The sequence below is a fragment of the Microbacterium sp. Z12_35 genome, assembly GCF_058310475.1.
The window spans coordinates 2,361,955-2,382,412 of record NZ_JBZEGJ010000001.1; the positions used below are offsets into that span (position 1 = coordinate 2,361,955).

Sequence of the window (20,458 nt, forward strand, 5' to 3'; positions counted from 1 at the left end):
AGCGAAGCCCACGCGGGAGAACGACACGGAAGCGCCGGGTGACGTGCGGGAGAACGGATGCCCCGCATCCGGGCTCAGGACTGCTGGCTGCCCTCGACCCAGGCCAGATACTCGGGGGATACCGTGCCGGTGACGTAACGACCGTCGAAGCAGCTCATGTCGAGGTCATCCAGGTCGGAACCCTCCAGGATCGCCGCCTTGAGGTCGTCCACCTCCTGGTACACGAGGTAGTCGCATCCCAGCTCTTCGGCGATCTCGGGCACCGTGCGGCCGTGCGCGACGAGCTCCTGCCGAGAGGGCATGTTGATGCCGTACACGTGCGGGTACCGCACCGGGGGCGCGGCCGACGCGAACGTCACGGTCTTGGCGCCGGCATCCCGGGCCATCTGGATGATCTCCTTGGACGTCGTGCCCCGCACGATCGAGTCGTCGATGAGGAGCACGTTCTTGCCCTTGAATTCGCTCGACATCGCGTTGAGCTTCTGGCGGACGCTCTTCTTCCGCACCGCCTGCCCCGGCATGATGAAGGTCCGGCCCACATAGCGGTTCTTGTAGAAGCCCTCGCGGTACTCGAGGCCGAGTTTGCGCGCCACCTGCATGGCGGCGGGCCGTGACGAGTCGGGGATCGGCATGACCACGTCGATCGTTCCGGGCGGGGTGTACTTGGCGATGGTGTCGGCGAGGCGCTCACCCATCCGGAGCCGCGCCTCGTACACCGAGACGCCGTTCATGATGGAGTCGGGGCGGGCCAGGTACACGTACTCGAACGAGCACGGCTTCAGCACGGGGTTCGGCGCGCACTGCCGCGTGTGCAGCGTGCCGTCCAGCGTCACGAAGATCGCCTCGCCGGGGAGCACGTCGCGCACGACCTCGAAGCCGGCGTTCTCCAGGACGAGCGACTCCGATGCCACGACCCACTCGTACCCGCCTTCCTCGGCCTTGCGGGTACCGAGGATGAGCGGGCGGATGCCGAACGGGTCGCGGAAGGCCAGCAGTCCGTACCCGGCGATGAGCGCGATGCTCGCGTACGACCCCTCCACCCGCTCATGCACGCGCGAAACGGCGCGGAACACCTGGTCGGGGTCGAGGTCGGGCTCGATGATCTCGGACTGCAGCTCCGACCCGAGGATGTTCACGAGCAGTTCGGTGTCGGAGCTGGTGTTCAGGTGACGCCGGTCTTTGTGGAACAGCTCATCGGTGAGCTCACGCGTGTTGGTGAGGTTGCCGTTGTGCACCAGGACGATGCCGTACGGGGCGTTCACGTAGAAGGGCTGCGCCTCCTCCTCGCTGGATGCGGTGCCCTTGGTCGCATAGCGGACGTGCCCGAGCCCGATCTCGCCGAGCAGGGTGCGCATGTCGCGTGTGCGGAAGGCTTCCCGCACCATCCCGCGCTGCTTGTTGATATGGAAGACGCCGCTTGCTTCGGCCGTCGCGATGCCCGTGGAATCCTGCCCCCGGTGCTGGAGGAGGAGCAGGGCGTCATAGATCTCCTGGTTGACCGGGCCGCGCCCGACCATGCCGACAATGCCGCACATGGGGTGTTACTTCGCTCCATTCCGGAGGCCGACCGAGGGTCCGCCGCCGTCCGCATACTCGCCCACCAGGCGCACGGCGCCGCCGTTCACGCCCTTCGCCCCCTGCTCGAACTCACCGACGGGACGCGCACCGTCGGCCACGACACCCACCTGCCACGTCGCGATGCCCTCCGCTGTCAGCGCCGCGGTCGCCGCATCCGCCGTCTCCGCAGAAACGACGGCGAGGAACCCGATACCGAGGTTCCAGGTGCCCTCGGTCGCGGCGAGGGGAACCTCGCCGAGATCGGCGAGCACGCGGAAGACCGGCGGAGGCGACCAGGTCGAGCGGTCGAGCTCCACCCACGTTCCCTCGGGGAGGACGCGCGCGAGGTTGGCGGCGATTCCGCCGCCGGTCACGTGGCTGAGGGCGTGGACGCCCGTGGTGCCGTCGAGAAGCCGCAGGAGCGGCGCGGTGTACAGCCGCGTGGGCTCGAGGAGCACTTCGCCCCACGTCGAGCCGAAGTCGGCGGCGGGGTCGCCGTAGCCGATGCCGCGCCCGGCGACGATGTGCCGGACGAGGGAGTACCCGTTGGCGTGCAGACCGCTGGATGCGAGGGCCAGGACCACGTCGCCGGGGCGGACGCGGTCGGCGCCGAGGAGGTGATCCGCCTCGACCACGCCGGTCGCCGCGCCGGCGACGTCGTAGTCGTTCACGCCGAGGAGTCCCGGGTGTTCGGCGGTCTCACCGCCGACGAGCGCGGTGCCGGTTTCGGAGCATCCACGGGCGATGCCCGACACGATCGCCGCGATGCGCTCGGGCACGACCTTGCCGCACGCGATGTAGTCCGTGAGGTAGAGCGGCTTGGCTCCGACGACGACGATGTCATCGACGACCATGCCCACGAGGTCGATGCCGATGGTGTCGTGCTTGTCGATGGCCTGCGCGATGGCGACCTTCGTGCCCACGCCGTCGGTGCTCGTCGCCAGCAGAGGCTTCGTGTAGGACCGCAGCGCGCTGGCGTCGAACAGTCCGGCGAAGCCACCGACCCCGCCGAGGACCTCGGCTCCCTGGGTGGCGCGGACCGCGGACTTCATGAGCTCGACCGCACGGTCACCGGCTGCCGTGTCGACGCCGGCTGCGGTGTAGGGGTTGTGGGAGGCCACGTGCCCAGCCTACCGGCGCACCCGGGGCGGGCGGCGCTGTCTTCGCGCCCTTCAGCCTCGCGAGAAACGACGTTCCGGATGAAACACCACGCGGCGCGTCGTTTTTCGACCGGAACGTTGTTTCTCGCGCCCGCAAGGGGGGAGGGATGCGGTGGGGGCGGGCTCCTATGATGGGCGGCATGCGGGACGGGAGCGGTCCGGAATGGGTGATCCGCGAGGACGCGGGCCAGCCCGTGCTGCTCGCGCTCTACCTGCGGCAAACCCTGGGCATCCGCTCCCCCGAAGAACTCCCGCACCTGCGTGGCGTCCCCCCGCGGGCGGCTGCCGAGCGTCCCGACGACCTGCAGGCTCTCCTCGAGCGCCAATGGCGCGCGTTCTGGGCCATGACGGTGGAACCGCAGGCGCATCCGTCGCCGGAGCCGCTGGACCTGGTCGACGGATTCGAGACCCTCGTGGCGCTGCCCACCTCGGCCGGCGTGCTGCGCGCCGCCATGCAGCCGTACGCCGAGGCCGCGGTGACGTTCGCACGCGACGCGCATGATCGCTACCGCTCCGACACCTCCGCCAAGCCGGGGGTGTCGTACCGCGCCTACGCGAGCGCCATCGCCGAGCACGAACGACAGGTGGGCCGTCGCGCGCACTCGTTCGAACTCAACGTGCAGGTGCTTCCGCTCGCTCAGCGGGGCGTGTGGTGGATCGGCTCGCTCACGGTCGCGGTGACCGACGGGCTCCGAGGAGATGTCGCGGCCTTCGACGCGGCCATCCATCCGATCATCGCGGAGCTCGCCTGAGGCTCAGTCGGGAAGATGCACCGACTCGTGGTCGACGCGCGCAGGACGGGTGCGACGACCCACCGCGCGGTCGAGGATGAGCGCGACGGCCCCGCCGATCGCGACACCGATCGGCGCGCAGATGAGCGTGACGAATCCGAAGACCTGCATGTTCGAGTACTGGATGCCGGAGTTCGGGCTCGCCTCGGTGGTCCCCTGGAATGCGAGGGTGAGCACCATCGCGGCCACCACGCCGAGCGCGGCACCGAGGAGGAGGAACACACCGTACCGGGGTGAACGGCGGACGCGCACCGTCACGAGCTCGTCCCGGACGGACGGCACGCGCTGCGGATCGGACATGCGCCCATTCTCGCACCCGGGCCTGGACGCGGCCTGCGGAGGAGAATGCCCGGCGCTCCCGGAAGCCGTCAGGGACGCAACGGCAGCAGCGCGGCGAGATTCGCGCGGGTACCGGAGGCGGCGATGCGGCCGGCGTCCGCTGCATCCACCCACGACTCACGACCGAGAGCCAGCGCGATCCAGGTCGCCGGATCGGTCTCGACGACGTTCGGCGGTGTGCCGCGTGTGTGGCGCGGACCCTCGATCACCTGCACGGCGCCGTACGGGGGCACGCGCACCTCGACCGTGTGCCCGGGCGCCTTCTCGGCGAGCAGCTGCAGCAGATACCGAACGGATGTGGCGAGGTCGGTGCGAGCGGGCTTCGCTCCGGCTGCGTCGGCCTCGGCGACGGCAGCCAAGGCGCGGCGTCCCTCGGCGGTGTCGATCTTGCGCGGCATGGTTCCACGCTACGCCGGGGGGCTGCTCCTGCTGCGTGGATAGGCTGGGCCGGTGCGAATCCTCGTCCTCGGCTCCGGTGCCCGCGAGCACGCCCTCATTCTCGCCCTCCGCTCGGAAGACGCCGACCACGCGATCTTCGCCGCACCGGGCAACGCCGGTATCGCCTCCGACGCGCACCTCGTCTCCCTCGACCCGATCGACCCTGTCGCGGTGACGGCGTTCGCCGGTGCCGAGAACATCGACCTCGTGATCGTCGGCCCCGAGGCTCCCCTGGTCGCCGGCGTCGCCGACGCGCTGCGCACACGCGGCATCCCGGTGTTCGGCCCCGGCAAGGCTGCGGCGCGGCTGGAGGGGTCGAAGGCGTTCGCCAAGCGCGTTATGGATGCCGCGGGCGTACCCACGGGCCGGGCCATCCGCGCGCACAACGCCGCCGAGGTCGCCGCCGCCCTGGATGAGCTCGGCGCGCCATACGTCGTGAAAGCCGACGGACTGGCGGCGGGCAAGGGCGTGCTGGTCACCGAAGACCGCGCCGCCGCGGTGGCGCACGCCGAGCAGTACCTGCCCACCGCGCCGGTTCTGGTGGAGGAGTTCCTCTCCGGCCCCGAGGTGTCGCTGTTCTTCCTCAGCGACGGCGACACGGTGCTGCCGCTCAGCCCCGCGCAGGATTACAAGCGCCTCCGCGATGGGGACGACGGACCCAATACCGGTGGCATGGGCGCCTACTCGCCGCTGCCGTGGTTGTCCGCGCGCTTCGGCGGCGAGGAGGAGTTCGTCGACCTCGTCACCCGGGAGATCGCCGAGCCCGTCATCCGCCGGCTGGATGCGGAGGGCACCCCGTTCATCGGACTCCTCTACGCCGGCCTCATCCTGACCGACGCCGGCGTCAAGGTGATCGAGTTCAACGCCCGATTCGGCGACCCCGAGACCCAGGTCGTGCTGCCGCGACTCATCGATCCGTTGTCCGAGCTCCTCCTTGCCGCGGCATCCGGCTCTCTCGAAGGGCACCCGCGTCCCGCGTTCGCCGAGGCCACGGCGGTCACCGTCGTCCTGGCCAGTGAGGGCTACCCCGAAGCCCCCGTGACCGGCCGCACGGTGAGAGGGCTTCACGCCGCCTCCGACGTCGACGGCGTGCACGTCGCCCACGCCGCCACGGCCCTCGAAGGCGATCGGCTCGTCGCCACCGGCGGACGGGTGCTGAGCGTGGTCGCTCTCGGCTCGACGTTCCGCGAGGCCCGGACGCGCGCATATGCCGCCCTGGACCTGATCCACCTGGAGGGCGGCCAGTACCGCACAGACATCGCGGTGCGTGTCGTCGAGCCGTGAGCGCTCACCAGCGCCATCGCCGCCACAGCAGGCACGGACGCGTCGACCCGCGCCTCACGCCCTGACAGGGCGGCATCCCGGTCGGCGGCGGCGCCCCGACGTCCTCGTCCTCCTTCCGGTATCCCGGCGACGTCAGGGAAGCGGCGGGTGCGAAGACGTTGAAGAGCACCTCGCAGTCGCAGAATCCGCCCGCCACCACGAGGCGTCGTTCCAGCGCCGTCGCCCGAGGCGCGCGGGCCTCGCGGTAGGACCGCGCGAAACGCAGAGTGCCGTCGCATCCGAATGCCGCCAGCATCCGGTTGAGGTAGCACGCGAGGCATTCAGCCCCATGCGGACGCAGCCATTCGTCGGAAAGGGAGCGGAGAAAGCCCTCCGCTTGGGCATCGATCGTCGTATCCATGCAGGCAGCATGCCGAGACCGCACGACACCCGCGGCGCCTCGGGAGGAGATGTGCACAAGGGAGGACGAAATCGGCTGAAACAGCCTCCCGTCTGCACAACTCCTCCCGAAATGCACGCCGGGCCGCTACGGTCTCGTCATGGTCGACGGTGAGGCAGGTGCGAGGGGGCGAGCCCTTTTCGATCCCATCATCGAGCGCCACCTGGCCCTTCCCGACGTCGACATGGGACGCATGTTCAGCACCGAGGGCCTGAGGATCCGCGGGAAGGTCTACGCGTTCCTCAGTCACGACGGCGAGCTGATCGTGAAGGTGCCGCGCGACCGCGGGAACGAGCTCGTCACGGACGGCTCGGCGGAGCGCATGGTGATGCGCGGGCGTGAAATGCGGGAGTGGATCACCGCGAGCCCGGACGCGGGAGATGTGGTGTGGAGCCCTCTCGTCGATGAGGCGCACGACTACGTGGATTCGATCACACCCCCGGGATAATGGGGCAGGTGACCCACACCCTCGAACTGCCCGGCTGGCGCCATACGTACTCCGGCAAGGTGCGCGACCTGTACGTTCCGGTCGGCACCCCCGAGGGCACCCGCCCCACGCGCATGCTCGTCGTCGCGAGCGACCGCGTGAGCGCGTTCGATCACGTCCTCTCCCCCGGCATCCCCGGGAAGGGCACGATCCTCACCACCCTGAGCCTCTGGTGGTTCGACCGCCTGGCCACCGGTGACGGCGGCCGCCGCATCCCGAACCATCTGATCCCCGACCACGTGCTCATCGGCGACGCGGCGCTGGAACTGATCCCGGACGAAGTCACCGGGCGGGCGATGGTGGTCGCGGCGCTGGACATGCAGCCGATCGAGTGCGTGGTGCGCGGGTATCTCACCGGCTCGGGATGGGCCGAGTACCGGGAGAGCGGCACGGTAGGCGGCATCCCGCTGCCCGAGGGCCTGAGCGACGGCGACCGCCTGCCCGAGCCGCTCTACACGCCGGCCTACAAGGCGCCCCTCGGCGAGCACGACGAGAACATCTCCTACGCGCGCACCGTCGAACTCGTCGGCGACGACACCGCCGCCGAGTTGCGCGACCTGTCGCTGGAGATCTACCGCCGCGCCGCAGCCATCGCGGAGAAGCGAGGACTGATCCTCGCCGACACGAAGTTCGAGTTCGGCCGCAATGCCGCCGGCACCCTCGTGCTCGCCGACGAGGTGCTCACCCCGGATTCGTCGCGGTACTGGGATGCGGCGGCCTGGCGCGCGGGCACCACCCCTGCCGAGCGGATGGCGAGCTTCGACAAGCAGATCGTGCGCGATTGGCTCGCCGCATCCTGGGATCGCACGGGCGAGCCGCCCGCGCTGCCCGACGACATCGTGGCGCGCACCCAGGCCCGTTACGCCGAGCTTCTCCAGCGCCTCACCGGCGCCTGAACGCTTTCCCTTCCGCGAGCGCACGGCTTCGCGCCGAGCGCACGGCCTTCCCACGCCGGGATCCCGGCCGCTGGGCGAGATCTCGTGCGGTCGACGGGGCGCTACGTAACCACGCCGAAACGCCGCCTGTCGCTACAGTGACGGAGGCGTCAACGAGGAGGAACCCATGCCGGTCTGGAAACTGCACGGAGACGGCCGCACCGTCGAACCCGGAGCGGTCGTACGACCCGACGAGCGATTGAACTGGCCGGCGACGATCGCCGTGGGCGTCCAGCACGTCGTCGCGATGTTCGGCGCGACGTTCCTCGTCCCGGTTCTGACCGGCTTCCCGGTGTCGACGACGCTGTTCTTCTCCGGTGTGGGAACGCTGCTGTTCCTCCTCGTCACGCGCAACAAGCTGCCCAGCTACCTCGGTTCGTCGTTCGCGTTCATCGCCCCGGTGACCGCCGCCACCGCATCCGCCGGTATGGGGTCCGCCCTCGCCGGTATCGTGGCCGTCGGCATCCTGCTCACCATCGTGGGACTCATCGTGCAGTTCGCCGGTCTCGGCTGGATCGACAAGCTCATGCCGCCGGTCGTCGCCGGCGCCATCGTGGCCCTGATCGGCTTCAACCTCGCTCCCGTCGCGTGGGGCAGCTACCAGCAGCAGCCGCTTCCCGCGACCATCACGCTGGCCGCGGTCATCCTCTTCAGCGTGCTGTTCCGCGGCTTCCTCGGCCGCATCTCGATCGTGCTGGGCGTGCTCGTGGGGTATCTCGCCACCGTGCTCCTGCAGGTGACGACCGGTGAGCAGCTCATCGACTTCGGTCCGGTCGCGGATGCCGCGTGGATCGGGTTGCCCGAGTTCCACCTCGCCGACTTCGCCTCCCCCGGCACCTGGAGCGTCATCGCGATGTTCCTTCCCGTCGTGCTCGTGCTCATCGCGGAGAACGTCGGACACGTCCGCGGGGTCGCCACGATGACCGATCCGTCGGTGAACCGCTCCACCGGCCGGGCGTTGATCGCGGATGGGGCGGCCACGACTCTCGCCGGCGTCTTCGGCGGCTCGGGTACGACGACCTACGGGGAGAACATCGGCGTCATGGCCGCGACCCGCGTGTACTCGACGGCGGCGTATTGGGTGGCGGGCACCGCGGCGATCGTCCTCAGCCTGTCGCCGAAGATCGGTGCCGTCTTCAACACCATCCCGCCGGGGGTCCTCGGCGGGGTCACCACCGCCCTCTACGGCCTGATCGGGATCATCGGGATCAAGATCTGGGTCGACAACCGCGTGGACTTCTCCCGCCCGGTCAACCAGTACACCGCGGCAGTGTCGCTCGTGATCGCGATCGCCGGCTTCACCATGGTGTGGGGAGAGTTCGAGCTCGGCGCGATCGTGATCGGCGCGGCGGCGGCCCTCCTCATCTACCACCTCGGAAACTTCGTCGCGCGGGCACGCAAGACGGGGGCGGATGATGGCGGGCCGATCCCGGCCGTGGGACCCCTGGGCGGCGACCCACGCTGACCACCCCGGAAAACGAGGAAATCACGCAGATCGAGGATCGAACGGGCTGAATCGGCCCTCGATCCGCGGCATCTCCTCGATTTCCGCGGGCGCGCCGGCTCAGGCGGAGTCGCGGACGACGAGCTCGACCGGCAGGATCGTCGAGTGCGGCGCATCCCGGCCCGCGAGGAGGTTCAGCAGGACGTCGGCCATGCCGTATCCCTGCTCGCGGGATGGCTGGCGGATCGTCGTCAGCGCAGGAGTCACAGCCGTGGCGACCGGCGAGTCGTCGAACCCGATGAGGGCGAGGTCCTGGGGTACCCGCACGCCGGCTTCGCGCAGCGCATCCAGCGCGCCGCGGGCCATCAGGTCGCTCTCGACGAACAGCGCGTCTGGTGGCGGACCACCGTCCAGGATGCGGCGCATCGCCGCCGCACCGCCCTCTTCGGAGAAGTCCCCGTCCTCGACGGCGACCACCTCGAGCCTTGCCTGCTCGGCGGCTTCCCGGAATCCGTGGAGCCGGTCGATCGCGGAGGCCATCGTGGGCGGACCCGAGATCGCGCCCACCCGCCGATGTCCCCGCGACGCGAGGTACCGACCGGCCTCGCGTCCGCCGCCGACATTGTCGATGTCGACGTAGTGGCCGTCCGGCCCGATGCGTGCCGGACGACCGCCGTACACGACGGGGAGGTCGGCGGCGATCCGATCGACGAAGGTGTCGCTGGTGTGGTGGGAGGCGATGATGACGCCGTCGACGCTTCCGCCGCGGAGATACGTGGTCGCCTTGTCGTCGGGATCATCGCTGGCGATGATGAGGTTCAGCACATACTCCGAGCGTGCGACGCGTTCGTGCACGCCCGCCACCACCGCCGCGAAGAACGGGTCGCCGAAGAAGCGATCGGTGTCTTCCGGAATCACGAAGGCGATGGCGTGGGTCTGCCGACGCGCGAGCGATCGGGCTGCCCGGTTGGGCACGTAGTTGAGCTCGGCGATCGTCCGGCGAACGGCTTCCAGTGCGGCCGGTGAGACTGCTGTCGAGCCGTTGACCACGCGCGACACCGTGGAGCGCGACACTCCCGCGCGCGCGGCGACCTCTTCGATCGTCACCACTTCACGAGCCATGCTGATGCACTCCCCCCTCGCCGAGCGGGGGCGCTATGCGTCGGCGGCGACGTCCAGCGCGCGGCCGGCGATGATGCGACTGTATCGAAGGCCCGAGGCTTTCACCGACCGCTCCTGCGTCTCGTAGTCGACACGGACGATGCCGAACCGCTTCGAGTACCCCCACGCCCACTCGAAGTTGTCCAGGAGCGACCAGTAGAAGAATCCCCGCACGTCCGCGCCGGCATCGATCGCGTCGAGCACCGCGGCGAGGTGCGCCTCCACGAATTCGGTGCGTTCCACGTCGTCGACGCGGACCTCGCCATCCACCATCAGCGGCTCGTCCTCGTAGGCGGCACCGTTCTCGGTGACGACCAGCGCGACCCCCCGCTCCCCGGTGTAGTCCTCGTGCACGCGTCGAAGGAGACGCGTCAGCCCTTCGGGCTGCACTTCCCAGTTCATCGACGTGCGGGGCAGGCCGCGGTCGTGCCAGAAGATGTTCTCCGACGACGGGAACGGCGATTGCGTGTGTCGCGGTGTCGGTGCGTCTCCTCCGCCGGGCGCGTCGGCGGGCGGCCGTCCGCTGACGAGCTCGCCGTGGTAGTAGTTCACGCCCAGGGTGTTGAACGGGGTGGCGATCATCTCCAGGTCGCCCGGTCGTACGGCCGCCTCGAACTGCGCTGCGCCCTCCGCATCCGCCCGCCGGAAATCGTCCAGGATGTCGGCGGGGTAGGCCCCACGGAACAGGGGGTTCAGGAACCAGCGGTTGAACTGCCCGTCGATGCGCCGGGCCGCATCCACGTCGGCGGGATCAGTCGGGTCCACCGGGTCGGCGACGGTGAGGTTCAGCGTGATGCCGAGGTTCAGCGAGGCGTCGCGGGCGCGCAGCTCGCGGATCGCCTGACCGTGACCGAGCAGGAGGTGGTGGGCGGCCAGCATCCCCTCGCCGGCGGAGTAGTGGCCGGGAGCGTGCACGCCGGCGGTGTAGCTGAGGAAGGAGGCGCACCACGGCTCGTTGAGGGTCGCCCAATCCTGGACACGGTCGCCGAGGGCGTCGTGCATGTCGAGGGCGTATTCGGCGAACCGCTCGCTGGTCTCGCGCACGGTCCAGCCGCCGCGGTCCTCCAGCGCCTGCGGCAGGTCCCAGTGGTACAGGGTCAGCCAGGGGCGGATGCCGGCTCCGAGGAGCTCGTCGACGAGCCGGGAGTAGAAGTCCAGACCGGCCTGGTTGAGGGGGCCGCCGTCAGGGCGCACCCGCGCCCACGACGTGGAGAAGCGGTACGTCTGGAGACCGAGCTCCTTCATCAGCGCGACGTCCTGAGGGTAGCGGTGGTAGTGGTCGCACGCCACGTCTCCGTCATCGCCGCCGAGGACCGCACCGGGCACCCGGCAGAACGCATCCCAGATGGATGCGCGGCGACCGTCTTCGAACGCCGCGCCCTCGATCTGGAACGCCGCAGTGGCGGCACCGAACCGGAAGTCCGGCGGGAACGCCCGCGTCGCGGGCTGTTCGGCCAGGGCAGTCGTGCTCATGGAACGGGTGTCCTCTCGTCGGAAATCGCTCACTGCGTCAACCCTTCACAGCCCCGGCCATGATCCCACTGATGAGCTGCTTCCCCGCGATGATGAACAGGATCAGGAGCGGGATGGTGGCCAGGACCGCCCCGGTGAGGACGATCGAGTAGTCGATGTAGAAGCCGGACTGCAGCTGGCTGAGCGCGGTCTGGAGCGTGGGGTTCGACGGGCTCAGGACGATCAGCGGCCAGAGGTAGTCGGTCCACGCCGTCATGAAGGTGAAGAGGCCCAGGATCGCCATCGCCGGGCGTGCAGCCGGCAGCCCCACCGTGAGGAACGTGCGGAACTGGTTCGCGCCATCCATCCGGGCGGCCTCGATGAGCTCATCCGGGATGACGTCGACAAGGTACTGCCGCATGAAGAACACCCCGAACGCCGTGACGAGGGTCGGCACGATGACCGCCCCGATGGTGCCCGTCCAGCCCAGCTCGCGCATGACCATGAAGAGCGGAATGATGCCCAGCTGGGTGGGGATCGCCATGGTGGCGATGACGAACAGCATGAGCCCGTCACGCCCGCGGAAGCGGAGCTTGGCGAACGCGTAGCCGGCGATCGTGGAGAACGACACCACCGAGAGGGTGATGATCGCCGACACCAGCACGGAGTTGCCCAGCGCCAGCCAGAACGGGATCGCATCCAGCACCTTCGCGGCGTTGGCGAGGAAGTTGCCGCCGGGGATGAGGGGGAGCGTCTCGCCGCGCGTCGCGTTGGTGCCCGAGCCGACGACGACCGACCACCACAGCGGGTACGCGCTGCCGACGACGAACGCGGCCAAGAGTCCATAGGTGAGGAATCCGGGGCGGCTGCCGATGCCGGCGGGTCCGGCCTCGCGCGGCTTCCGGGCCCCGAGACGTGCGTGGCGCGGGGGGTCGGGCTCGACAGCATCCACCTGGACCGGGGGAAGGGGTTCGGGGATCGCGATGCTCATGCGTCTTCTCCGATCGAGGCGGTGCGGCGGGCGGCGCGGCGCTCCCGGCGCGAGGGCCGGCCGCCGCCGGCGGCGGCGATGCGACGGGCGATGAGGAAGTTGACGACCCCGAAGAGGACGATGAGGAGGAACAGGAGCCACGCCACCGCCGATGCTTCACCGAGATTGCGCCGGAAGAACGCGAGCTCCCACAGGAACAGCACGGTGGTCTGGAACTGCCGGTCGCTGCCGCCGATGCCACCGGCGGTGGACACGTCGAACAGCCGCGGCTCGGCGAAGATCTGCAGCCCGCCGATCGTCGCGGTGATGATGACGAAGATGAGCGTCGGGCGGATGGTGGGGATGGTGATCGAGAAGAACCGGCGCACCGGCCCTGCCCCGTCGATCGCGGCCGATTCGTAAAGGTCGCGCGGAACCGCCTGCATCGCAGCGAGAAGGATGAGGGCGTTGTACCCCGTCCAGCGGAAGTTCACCATGATGGCGATCGCGAGGTGGCTGAGGAACGTGTCGTGCTTCCACTGCTGGTCGGCGATGCCGATGACGTTGAGCAGGTTGTTGGCCAGCCCATCCGCCTCGTTGAAGATGCTCGAGAAGATGAGGGCCGTGGCCACCGGGGTGACGACGAACGGCAGGAGCACGCTCATCCGCCAGAAGGTGGGCGCGCGCAGACCCCGGTCGAGCAGGTAGGCGACGACCAGGGCGATCGACAGCTGCGGGATGGCTGAGAGCACGAAGATGCTCACGGTGTTGGAGACGGAGTTCCAGAACATCCGGTCGCTGAGGATCTCGGCGAAGTTCGCGAATCCGACGAAATCGCCCTGCCCCTTGAGCAGATCCCACTCGAACAACGAGACGTTGAGCGTGTAGATGAGGGGGAACAGGCCGACCAACCCGAACAGCAGGAAGAACGGCGCGATGTAGACGTAGGGCGAGGCCTTCTGGTCGGCCTTGGACAGTCTCTGCCGGAAGAGGGAACGTCGGGGCGCCGGGCTCGGCGGATCGGCGTGCAGGGTGTCGGGGCGCAGCGCAGTCACGGTCATGGGGAATCCTCTCGAGGAAGCGGGATGCGGGGCCTCCGGGTGATCCGGAGACCCCGCATCCCTGTTCCGCTAGCCGACGAGTTCGTCCAGGAGCTCGAGCGACTGCTCCCACGCGCCCTGGGTGTCGGTCTCACCGCGGTCGAGGGCCGACAGTGCCGGACCGAACACGTTCTCCTGGATGACGGAGTCATCCGGGCCCTTGAACTGAGCGACGACGCCCTTGGCACGCTCGGCGAGGATCGCGCCGGTGGGTGCGTTGTTGAAGAACTCGTTGGGCGTCGCGTCGGAGGCGAGAGCCTCCTGCGCCTCGATGGTGCTGGGGAAGTTGCCCGCCGCGGTGGACTGCTTCACCTGCTGCTCGGGCTGGGTCAGCCAGTCGGCCAGCTCTGCGGCGGCCTCCTTGTGCTGCGACGTCTCGGTGACGGAGAGGAAAGCCCCGCCCCAGTTGGCTGCGCCGCCGGGGAAGACATCGGCGAAGTCCCACCCGCTCGTGGCGTCGCCGCCGCCGGCCTCGGCATTGCCCTGCAGGACGCCGAGCATCCAGCCCGGGCAGACGAAGGTCGCGAACGTGCCGTCGACGAACGACTTGCCGCCGTTCCAGTCCCACGCCGCCTGCGCGGCCGACAGGCCGTCTTCGGTCGCGGCGCCGAGCAGTTCGAAGCGCTCCTGCAGATCGGCGTTGCCCTCGACGTTCAGCTCGCCATCGGTGGTGTAGTACCCCTCGGGCAGCTGGTTGACCATGGCGTTCCAGACGAAGCCGGAGTGGTCGTACCAGGCCTTCCCGGTGGCCTGGTTGTACTGGCGACCCACCTCGAAGTAGTTCGCCCAGTCACCCTCGAGCAGCGTCGCAACCTCGGCGCGATCGGTGGGGAGCCCGGCAGCGGCGAAGGCGGGGCCGTTGTAGCACAGGCCCACCGGGCCGATGTCGGTGCCGTATCCAACGACGCGACCCTCGGGGTCGGTGGCCTGCTCGTACTTCCACTCGACCCAGTCGGACTTGCGGTCTTCGATGCCGTAGTCGCGCAGATCGACGAACTGGTCGGAGACCTCCATGACGGCGCCGAGCCAGCCCTCTTCGATCGCGACGATGTCGGAGAGCCCCGATCCGGCCGCGATCTTGGTGAAGGCGTCCGTGCGGGCGTTGCCGCCGGTGTCGATGTTGGTGGCTTCGATCGTGATGTTCGGGTGCTGCTCCTCGTACTCGTCGTAGAGGTCGTCGTACCCGAAGGTGCCGAAGGTGGTCACGGTGAGGGTGAGGTCCTCATCCGATCCTCCGGCGCTGTCGTTCCCGCCGCCAGCGGCGCAGCCGGCGAGCACGAGAGCGGTGGTGGAAACAGCCGCGGCCGCGAACGCGGCACGGCGTAGAACGCGTGATGACACAGGTCACTCCTTTGTGGTGTGGGTGGTCGGTGCAGCGTGGGAGCGCTCTCACCGGTCGCCGATCACCATATGGGATCGCTCCCACGACGTCAAGGGAGCGCTCCCACGGCGTTCTGGGGAGCGGCGGGCGGCGGGCGGCGGGTGCGGGGGTGGCGGGTGAGGGGCGGCGGGTGCACGGGCGGCGGGTGCGGGGGCGGAGGGTGCGGGGCGGCGGGTGGCGCGCCGGGTCGGCGAGAAACGACAGACCGGGTGAGACACGACGCCGCGCGTGGTTTCTCGTCCGGGATGTCGTTTCTCGCGGGCGCGAGGGGTTTCTCGCGGGACGGGAGGGACGGCGCGCCAGGCCCGTAGGATTGGGGAGCCCGCATCCCGCGATTTCTGGAGCTCGAATGCCCACCATCGTCGTCGACGTCATGCCCAAGGCCGAGTTGCTCGATCCGCAGGGCAAGGCCGTCTCCGGGGCTCTAAGCCGCCTCGGCGTGGAGACCTTCTCCGATGTCCGCATCGGCAAGCGATTCGAGCTCACCGTCGAGGGCGAGGTCGACGAGGATGCGCTGGCGACCGCCCGCCGGATCGCCGACGAGATTCTCTCCAACTCGGTGATCGAGGATGTCGTGAACATCGAGGTCGTGGGATGACGGCCCGGATCGGCGTCATCACCTTCCCGGGATCGCTCGATGACCGCGACGCACAGCGTGCGATCGCGATCGCCGGTGCCGAACCGGTTGCGCTGTGGCACGGCGATCACGACCTGAAGGGCGTGGACGCGCTCGTGCTTCCGGGCGGCTTCAGCTACGGCGATTATCTCCGCGCCGGCGCGATCGCGGCGCGTGCTCCGATCATGTCCGAGGTGAAGGATGCTGCCGCCAAGGGCATGCCCGTGCTGGGTATCTGCAACGGGTTCCAGATGCTCGTGGAAGCTCACCTCCTCCCGGGCGGTCTCATCCGCAACGCCAACCAGCAGTTCATCCGCCGCGACCAGCGCCTGCGCGTCGAGAACGCCTCGACCGCGTGGACGAGCGACTTCGCCGAGGGCGACGAGATCGTCATTCCGCTCAAGAACGCCGACGGCGGGTACATCGCCGACAGCGAGACCCTGAAGCGGGTGCAGGGCGAGGGGCTGGTGACGCTCCGCTACCTCGGCGTGAACCCCAACGGATCGATCGACGACATCGCGGGAATCACGAACGAGCGCGGAAACGTCGTGGGGCTCATGCCGCACCCCGAGCACGCGGTGGAACCGGGGTTCGGCCCCGGCACGCCGGCGGCGATGCGTTCGGGCGTGGACGGGCTCGGATTCTTCTCCTCGGCGCTGTCCGCGGTGGTCGCGGCTGCCGCCTGAGCCCGCACCGGGGCCGGCGCTGTCCGCGGTGGTCTCGGCCGCTTCGTGAGCCCGCACCCGGGCCGGCTCCCCGGGGCCGGCGCTGTCTGCGGTCGTGGCGCCCGGGCATGCGCCCGCACCTGAGCGCACCGCCCCTCGACACCGCGGACCTCGGCGGCGGGTCACGGTACTCGGGGCATCGAGATCAGGAGTTTTGGCGGAGGCAGGCGGTTCTGCGCGCATGACGGCCTGTGTCCGCGAAAACGCCTGATTACAGCACGGCGATCCGGGGACGCCGGGCGGATGGCGGCGGAACTCGGACGATGCCGGGCGGATGGCGGCGGAACTCGGACGATGCCGGACGGTGCCGGATGGTGCCGGCCGGCGGCCAGACCCGGGCGAGCACCGCGATCACGAGTGCGGTGGGCCGGCCGCATCCACACCGGTAGCCGAACACGTCGGCGTGCACCAGACGGGCCCCACGAGCATGCGGGATGCTGCGGCCCGCAGGCCGAGCCCGGCTACGGTGGGACCGTGACCCCTGAAAACACCCTGATCGTCTCCGTGCCCTCGCCAGAGCTGGCGGCCGACCTCGCTCCGCTGCCGAACGGCGTCGACCTCGTCGTGTGGGACCTGGCCTCCCCGGCTCCGCGGGAGCGGTTCGATCTGGTCGTCCCGCCGTACATGGGCCTCGCGAAGATCTTCGAGAGTCTCCGCGGCGTCGAGGTCGGCCTCATCCAGAGCCAGTCCATCGGGTACGAGGGTGTCGAGGAACACCTGCCCGAAGGGCAGCGATTCGCCAACGCATCGACCGTGCACGAGGCCTCGACCGCCGAACTCGCGGTCGGACTGACGCTGGCCGCACAGCGCGGCATCCCCCACTTCGTGCGCGCGCAGGACGAGGGTCGTTGGTCTCCGATCTTCGCCGAGAGCCTCGCCGACCGGCGGGTCACCCTGCTCGGATACGGCGGCGTCGGCAAGGCCATCGCCGCGCGCCTTGCCGGATTCGAGGTGCAGCTGCGTGCCGTGGCGAGCCGTGCACGGAAGGAAGACGGCATCCAGGTCGATGCCATCGATGACCTGGCCGACGTGCTCGCCGAGACCGACATCCTCATCGCGTCGCTTCCCGGCGGGGATGCCACGTCCTCGGTGATCGACGACGCTGCGCTATCGGCGTTGCCGGACGGCGCCCTGGTCGTGAACGTCGGTCGTGGCCCGCTCATCGATACGGACGCCCTCGTGGATCATGTGCGCCGCGGGCGCATCCGTGCGGCGCTGGATGTCACCGACCCCGAGCCGCTTCCCGAGGGACACCCGCTCTGGTCGCTGCCCGGAGTGCTCATCGCACCGCACGTCGGCGGCGCCACCACCGCGATGCGTCCCCGTGTGGCGCGTCTCGTCCGCGAGCAGATCGAGCGTCTCCGCGCGGGCGAGCCGCCCGTGAACGTCGTTCTCGGCGGCTGAGGCGGCGGCATCCGGTTCACCGCCCGCGGTCAGCGGCCGTCTGCGCGTGCGGCGTAGATGTCGGCCACCGACGCGACGTCGTCGACGTAGGTCTCGAGGTTGTTGTAACTGAAGATCGCGCGGCGCCAGCCATCGACGGTCGTCATCTCTCCGGCGGCGCACAGATAGCGCGCGGCCGTCAGAGCCGCGTCATCGATCTGGTCCGGATCGGCGGCGCCGTCGCCGTCCGCGTCCGCACCCCAGCGTTCCCACGTGTCCGGGATGAACTGCAGCGGCCCCACGGCACGGTCCCACTCGGTGTCGTCGTCCCACCGCCCGCCGTCGGTGTCGTCGATGCGAGCGCTCCGGGTTCCATCGAGCGGGATGCCGCGGATCGCGGGCCGCGAGTAGCCGTCGTCTCCGAGCGTGGCGCCGCCGTGGCTCCCGTGACTGGATTCGATCGAGCCGATGCCCGCGAGGGTGTTCCAGCCGATGCCGCAGGCAGGCTGCTCGCGCGCGAGGATGAGCGCCGCCGTGGCGTAGGCCTGCAGTGCGCGCGGCTCGATGCGGGTGGCCTCGGCCACTCGGGTCGTCCACGTCGCGTCGGCACGAGGGGTCGGCTGCGCGGGGTCGACCGCGGGGGCCGACGGGACGTCCGGAGCGTCGATGCGCGGCTCGGCGACCGACGTCACCGCGGTCTGCGCGACGGCAGCGATAAGCCCGCCCGCGACGAGGGCGATCGCGGCAGCGGCCACCACCGGGAGCCACCAGCGCCCTCCCGTTCGCCTTCGTTTCCGCATCCCCGCCCTCCGGCGCACGAGGCTACGTCGGCCGGATGGGCGAACGCCGCGAGCGCGCGCCGGTGTTGCCCGACGCCGCCTGCGTGCCGCAGTCATCCCGCCTCGTCGTGATCGAGCCCGGGCCACAGGTCGCCGCACTCCACAGCCGCCGCGCCGTGGAGTGCGAGGAACGGCCCCGCGCCGATGTCACCGGACAACTCCGCCCGCAACCCCGCCCAGTGCTCCGCGCCGAGGAGCACCGGATGCCCCGGACGCCCGCCGTACGTCGCCCGGACGAGAGCGGAGCGCGGGTCGGGGGATGCGGCGGCGAGGACGCGCGTCACCGCCGGTGCCGGAAGCTCCGGCGTGTCAACGGGCACGACGACCGCGGCATCCGCTCCGGCGGCGGCCGTGGCATCCAGGCCGGCGGCGAGGGAGAACGAGAGGCCGCCGACCCAGTCCGGCGCCACCACCACGCGCGATCCTGCGGGGATCAGCGCGGCGGCCCGGGGGGCCTCAGCCCCCAGCACGACCACGACATCGTCGCATCCGCCCCCGCAGAGCGCGTCGACGGCGCGAACGATCCACGGCACGCCCTCGCGGTCGCGCGCCAAGGCCTTCGGTCCGCCGAAGCGCCGTCCCGCTCCGGCGGCGAGCACGATGCCCGCGATGCGAGGACGGACGGAGGCGGTCACCGCGCCAGCGTATCCGCCGACCCGCGAGCGTAGCCTCTGTGAAACATCGCGGGTCTACCGTGTGGCCATGCTCGAACTGGCCTCCGCCCTGCTGCCGGTGCTGCGCGCCGGCGAGCCGGTCGCGGTCGTCACGGTGACGCGCGTGGCCCGCAGCGCTCCGCGGGGCGAAGGGGCCGCCATGGCCCTCCTTCGCGACGGAACGGTGCTCGGATCGATCTCCGGCGGGTGCGTCGAGGGCGATGCGATCCTCCTGGCGACCCAGGTGCTCGCGACCGGGCGCGCGGTCACGGCAAGCCTCGGGTTCAGCGACGACGCCGCCCACGCGGCGGGTCTCGCCTGCGGGGGCAGTGTCGACGTCATCATCCATCGCATCGACCCGACGGATGCCGTCGCCCTCGCCGCGCTGGAGATCCCGGTGGACCGTCCGGCGCGTGTCGGCATCGTCCTTTCGGGTGCGGCCGCAGGACGCCTCATCCCTGTCGATGCCACCTCGCCGGCAGGAACGCTTCCGGATGCTGAGGAGGCCGATGTTTTCGTGGTGGAACGCCAGCCCCGTCCGCGCCTTGTCATCGTCGGCGCCGGAGAGCACGCGATGGCGCTGGCCCGCGTCGCCTCGGCGGCCGGGTACCTCGTCAGCGTGTGCGATGTGTGGGAGCGCCTGGTGACACGGGAGCGCTTCCCCACCGCCGACCGGCTGTTCGTCGGCTCGCCCCACGAGCACCTCGACGAGCTCGTCGGCCCCGATCCGTCGACCGCGGCGGTGTGCGTGCTGAGCCACGACGAACGGGTCGACGTTCCGATGCTCGCGGCTGCGTTGCGGCGCGGCGTGGGCTTCGTCGGCGCGATGGGGGCGCGCGGCACGGTCGCGCACCGCGCGGAGCTGCTCGCCGGTGACGGCGTCGAGGCGGACGCGATCGCCCGCATCCACGCGCCTCTCGGATTGGACCTCGGTGGGTCGTCCCCGGAGGCGACCGCGCTCTCCGTGCTGGCCGAGATCGTCGCCGCGCGCCACGGGGGGACAGGACGGCCCCTCCGCGAGCTCGCCGGCCCCGTGCACCGCCGCGAGTCGGTCGCGTGCGCCACGCCCGCCCCGGTTGCCTGACCGTCCCCGGCCCGACCCCCCGCGCCGACACCGCGTCGCCCTTCCGACACCGCGTCGCTCTCACCGACACCCGAGTCGCCGGGCGTGCGGGAAACGAGCCGGCAATACGGCCTTGCTACGCTCTCGGGATTGCGGGTCCTATCAACCATGACCGACCTTCCGCAGGTCGGCAGGCGGTTCAGGGCGGGGACTGCGGCGACATCCGACGTCACAGCACCCT

Annotated in this window: 21 protein-coding genes; 9 read left to right on the forward strand and 12 right to left on the reverse strand. The window is 70.3% G+C overall.

Annotation, left to right across the window (positions count from 1 at the left end; genetic code table 11):
- Positions 1 to 74: 74 nt before the first annotated feature.
- Together purF and purM are read right to left on the reverse strand one after the other, a co-directional pair.
- On the reverse strand, positions 75 to 1,535 hold the full coding sequence (purF, locus tag AC4FS1_RS11325) for an amidophosphoribosyltransferase (protein WP_491155069.1): 1,461 nt from the start codon (positions 1,533 to 1,535) through the stop codon (positions 75 to 77).
- Positions 1,536 to 1,541: 6 nt separating this feature from the next.
- Positions 1,542 to 2,678 (reverse strand): phosphoribosylformylglycinamidine cyclo-ligase, encoded by a 1,137-nt coding sequence (gene purM, locus AC4FS1_RS11330; protein WP_491155070.1) that lies wholly within the window; start codon positions 2,676 to 2,678, stop codon positions 1,542 to 1,544.
- Between the two features lie 179 nt (positions 2,679 to 2,857).
- On the opposite strand from purM, the gene AC4FS1_RS11335 reads away from it, so the two are divergent.
- A complete protein-coding gene (locus tag AC4FS1_RS11335; protein WP_491155072.1) occupies positions 2,858 to 3,469 on the forward strand; it encodes a zinc-binding alcohol dehydrogenase in 612 nt (203 codons plus the stop codon).
- 3 nt (positions 3,470 to 3,472) lie between these two features.
- Here the strand turns inward: AC4FS1_RS11335 and AC4FS1_RS11340 are convergent, their stop codons facing one another.
- Together AC4FS1_RS11340 and AC4FS1_RS11345 are read right to left on the reverse strand one after the other, a co-directional pair.
- A complete protein-coding gene (locus AC4FS1_RS11340; protein ID WP_491155074.1) occupies positions 3,473 to 3,808 on the reverse strand; it encodes a potassium transporter Trk in 336 nt (111 codons plus the stop codon).
- Positions 3,809 to 3,876: 68 nt separating this feature from the next.
- Positions 3,877 to 4,245, reverse strand: a complete 369-nt coding sequence (locus tag AC4FS1_RS11345) for a sterol carrier family protein (protein ID WP_491155076.1) — start codon at positions 4,243 to 4,245, stop codon at positions 3,877 to 3,879.
- A 52-nt stretch (positions 4,246 to 4,297) separates the two neighbouring features.
- Here AC4FS1_RS11345 and purD point away from each other — a divergent pair, with 52 nt between their 5' ends.
- Positions 4,298 to 5,569 (forward strand): phosphoribosylamine--glycine ligase, encoded by a 1,272-nt coding sequence (purD, locus tag AC4FS1_RS11350; RefSeq protein ID WP_491155077.1) that lies wholly within the window; start codon positions 4,298 to 4,300, stop codon positions 5,567 to 5,569.
- Positions 5,570 to 5,573: 4 nt separating this feature from the next.
- On the opposite strand, the gene AC4FS1_RS11355 is transcribed toward purD, so the two are convergent.
- On the reverse strand, positions 5,574 to 5,969 hold the full coding sequence (locus AC4FS1_RS11355; protein ID WP_491155078.1) for a DUF2695 domain-containing protein: 396 nt from the start codon (positions 5,967 to 5,969) through the stop codon (positions 5,574 to 5,576).
- A 139-nt stretch (positions 5,970 to 6,108) separates the two neighbouring features.
- Here AC4FS1_RS11355 and AC4FS1_RS11360 point away from each other — a divergent pair, with 139 nt between their 5' ends.
- From AC4FS1_RS11360 to AC4FS1_RS11370, 3 genes are all read left to right on the forward strand, one after another.
- Positions 6,109 to 6,456, forward strand: a complete 348-nt coding sequence (locus AC4FS1_RS11360; protein ID WP_491155080.1) for a hypothetical protein — start codon at positions 6,109 to 6,111, stop codon at positions 6,454 to 6,456.
- The gene (locus AC4FS1_RS11365) at positions 6,456 to 7,391 is read left to right on the forward strand and encodes a phosphoribosylaminoimidazolesuccinocarboxamide synthase (RefSeq protein WP_491155082.1); all 936 of its coding nucleotides are present in this window, start codon (positions 6,456 to 6,458) and stop codon (positions 7,389 to 7,391) included. The genes AC4FS1_RS11360 and AC4FS1_RS11365 overlap by 1 nt, the downstream gene beginning before the upstream one ends.
- 166 nt (positions 7,392 to 7,557) lie before the next feature.
- Positions 7,558 to 8,895: a uracil-xanthine permease family protein gene (locus tag AC4FS1_RS11370; protein WP_491155084.1), complete on the forward strand. Its 1,338-nt coding sequence runs from the start codon at positions 7,558 to 7,560 to the stop codon at positions 8,893 to 8,895.
- Between the two features lie 99 nt (positions 8,896 to 8,994).
- On the opposite strand, the gene AC4FS1_RS11375 is transcribed toward AC4FS1_RS11370, so the two are convergent.
- The 5 genes from AC4FS1_RS11375 to AC4FS1_RS11395 all read right to left on the reverse strand — a co-directional run bounded on the left by AC4FS1_RS11375 (position 8,995) and on the right by AC4FS1_RS11395 (position 14,898).
- Positions 8,995 to 9,996, reverse strand: coding sequence for a LacI family DNA-binding transcriptional regulator (locus tag AC4FS1_RS11375; protein ID WP_491155086.1), 1,002 nt, complete (start codon positions 9,994 to 9,996; stop codon positions 8,995 to 8,997).
- Between the two features lie 33 nt (positions 9,997 to 10,029).
- Positions 10,030 to 11,508, reverse strand: a complete 1,479-nt coding sequence (locus tag AC4FS1_RS11380) for a GH1 family beta-glucosidase (RefSeq protein ID WP_491155088.1) — start codon at positions 11,506 to 11,508, stop codon at positions 10,030 to 10,032.
- A gap of 37 nt (positions 11,509 to 11,545) precedes the next feature.
- Positions 11,546 to 12,478 (reverse strand): carbohydrate ABC transporter permease, encoded by a 933-nt coding sequence (locus AC4FS1_RS11385; protein WP_491155089.1) that lies wholly within the window; start codon positions 12,476 to 12,478, stop codon positions 11,546 to 11,548.
- Positions 12,475 to 13,518, reverse strand: a complete 1,044-nt coding sequence (locus AC4FS1_RS11390) for a carbohydrate ABC transporter permease (protein WP_491155091.1) — start codon at positions 13,516 to 13,518, stop codon at positions 12,475 to 12,477. Before AC4FS1_RS11390 ends, AC4FS1_RS11385 begins: the two co-directional genes overlap by 4 nt.
- 69 nt (positions 13,519 to 13,587) lie before the next feature.
- Complete coding sequence (locus tag AC4FS1_RS11395; protein ID WP_491155093.1) at positions 13,588 to 14,898, reverse strand: ABC transporter substrate-binding protein; 1,311 nt, start codon at positions 14,896 to 14,898, stop codon at positions 13,588 to 13,590.
- 389 nt (positions 14,899 to 15,287) lie between these two features.
- On the opposite strand from AC4FS1_RS11395, the gene purS reads away from it, so the two are divergent.
- The 3 genes from purS (at position 15,288) to AC4FS1_RS11410 (ending at position 17,683) form a co-directional block, all read left to right on the forward strand.
- Positions 15,288 to 15,536 carry a phosphoribosylformylglycinamidine synthase subunit PurS gene (gene purS, locus AC4FS1_RS11400; RefSeq protein WP_491155095.1) on the forward strand — a complete coding sequence of 83 codons (249 nt, stop codon included), beginning with the start codon at positions 15,288 to 15,290 and terminating at the stop codon, positions 15,534 to 15,536.
- Complete coding sequence (purQ, locus tag AC4FS1_RS11405; RefSeq protein ID WP_491155097.1) at positions 15,533 to 16,240, forward strand: phosphoribosylformylglycinamidine synthase subunit PurQ; 708 nt, start codon at positions 15,533 to 15,535, stop codon at positions 16,238 to 16,240. The genes purS and purQ overlap by 4 nt, the downstream gene beginning before the upstream one ends.
- Before the next feature lie 513 nt (positions 16,241 to 16,753).
- Positions 16,754 to 17,683, forward strand: a complete 930-nt coding sequence (locus AC4FS1_RS11410) for a 2-hydroxyacid dehydrogenase (RefSeq protein WP_491155099.1) — start codon at positions 16,754 to 16,756, stop codon at positions 17,681 to 17,683.
- 29 nt (positions 17,684 to 17,712) lie between these two features.
- On the opposite strand, the gene AC4FS1_RS11415 is transcribed toward AC4FS1_RS11410, so the two are convergent.
- Together AC4FS1_RS11415 and AC4FS1_RS11420 are read right to left on the reverse strand one after the other, a co-directional pair.
- The gene (locus tag AC4FS1_RS11415; protein ID WP_491155101.1) at positions 17,713 to 18,417 is read right to left on the reverse strand and encodes a lytic murein transglycosylase; all 705 of its coding nucleotides are present in this window, start codon (positions 18,415 to 18,417) and stop codon (positions 17,713 to 17,715) included.
- 137 nt (positions 18,418 to 18,554) lie between these two features.
- Positions 18,555 to 19,136 (reverse strand): nucleotidyltransferase family protein, encoded by a 582-nt coding sequence (locus tag AC4FS1_RS11420; RefSeq protein ID WP_491155103.1) that lies wholly within the window; start codon positions 19,134 to 19,136, stop codon positions 18,555 to 18,557.
- 67 nt (positions 19,137 to 19,203) lie between these two features.
- On the opposite strand from AC4FS1_RS11420, the gene AC4FS1_RS11425 reads away from it, so the two are divergent.
- Positions 19,204 to 20,238: an XdhC family protein gene (locus tag AC4FS1_RS11425; RefSeq protein WP_491155105.1), complete on the forward strand. Its 1,035-nt coding sequence runs from the start codon at positions 19,204 to 19,206 to the stop codon at positions 20,236 to 20,238.
- Positions 20,239 to 20,458: the final 220 nt, after the last annotated feature.

What these genes read in the sequence shown, in the direction of transcription:
- purF (WP_491155069.1), bottom strand. Translation starts at nt 1,535, where the DNA reads ATGTGCGGCATTGTCGGCATGGTCGGGCGCGGCCCGGTCAACCAGGAG.
- AC4FS1_RS11335 (WP_491155072.1), top strand. Translation starts at nt 2,858, where the DNA reads ATGCGGGACGGGAGCGGTCCGGAATGGGTGATCCGCGAGGACGCGGGC.
- AC4FS1_RS11340 (WP_491155074.1), bottom strand. Translation starts at nt 3,808, where the DNA reads ATGTCCGATCCGCAGCGCGTGCCGTCCGTCCGGGACGAGCTCGTGACG.
- AC4FS1_RS11345 (WP_491155076.1), bottom strand. Translation starts at nt 4,245, where the DNA reads ATGCCGCGCAAGATCGACACCGCCGAGGGACGCCGCGCCTTGGCTGCC.
- AC4FS1_RS11355 (WP_491155078.1), bottom strand. Translation starts at nt 5,969, where the DNA reads ATGGATACGACGATCGATGCCCAAGCGGAGGGCTTTCTCCGCTCCCTT.
- AC4FS1_RS11360 (WP_491155080.1), top strand. Translation starts at nt 6,109, where the DNA reads ATGGTCGACGGTGAGGCAGGTGCGAGGGGGCGAGCCCTTTTCGATCCC.
- AC4FS1_RS11365 (WP_491155082.1), top strand. Translation starts at nt 6,456, where the DNA reads ATGGGGCAGGTGACCCACACCCTCGAACTGCCCGGCTGGCGCCATACG.
- AC4FS1_RS11370 (WP_491155084.1), top strand. Translation starts at nt 7,558, where the DNA reads ATGCCGGTCTGGAAACTGCACGGAGACGGCCGCACCGTCGAACCCGGA.
- AC4FS1_RS11375 (WP_491155086.1), bottom strand. Translation starts at nt 9,996, where the DNA reads ATGGCTCGTGAAGTGGTGACGATCGAAGAGGTCGCCGCGCGCGCGGGA.
- AC4FS1_RS11380 (WP_491155088.1), bottom strand. Translation starts at nt 11,508, where the DNA reads ATGAGCACGACTGCCCTGGCCGAACAGCCCGCGACGCGGGCGTTCCCG.
- AC4FS1_RS11385 (WP_491155089.1), bottom strand. Translation starts at nt 12,478, where the DNA reads ATGAGCATCGCGATCCCCGAACCCCTTCCCCCGGTCCAGGTGGATGCT.
- AC4FS1_RS11390 (WP_491155091.1), bottom strand. Translation starts at nt 13,518, where the DNA reads ATGACCGTGACTGCGCTGCGCCCCGACACCCTGCACGCCGATCCGCCG.
- purS (WP_491155095.1), top strand. Translation starts at nt 15,288, where the DNA reads ATGCCCACCATCGTCGTCGACGTCATGCCCAAGGCCGAGTTGCTCGAT.
- purQ (WP_491155097.1), top strand. Translation starts at nt 15,533, where the DNA reads ATGACGGCCCGGATCGGCGTCATCACCTTCCCGGGATCGCTCGATGAC.
- AC4FS1_RS11425 (WP_491155105.1), top strand. Translation starts at nt 19,204, where the DNA reads ATGCTCGAACTGGCCTCCGCCCTGCTGCCGGTGCTGCGCGCCGGCGAG.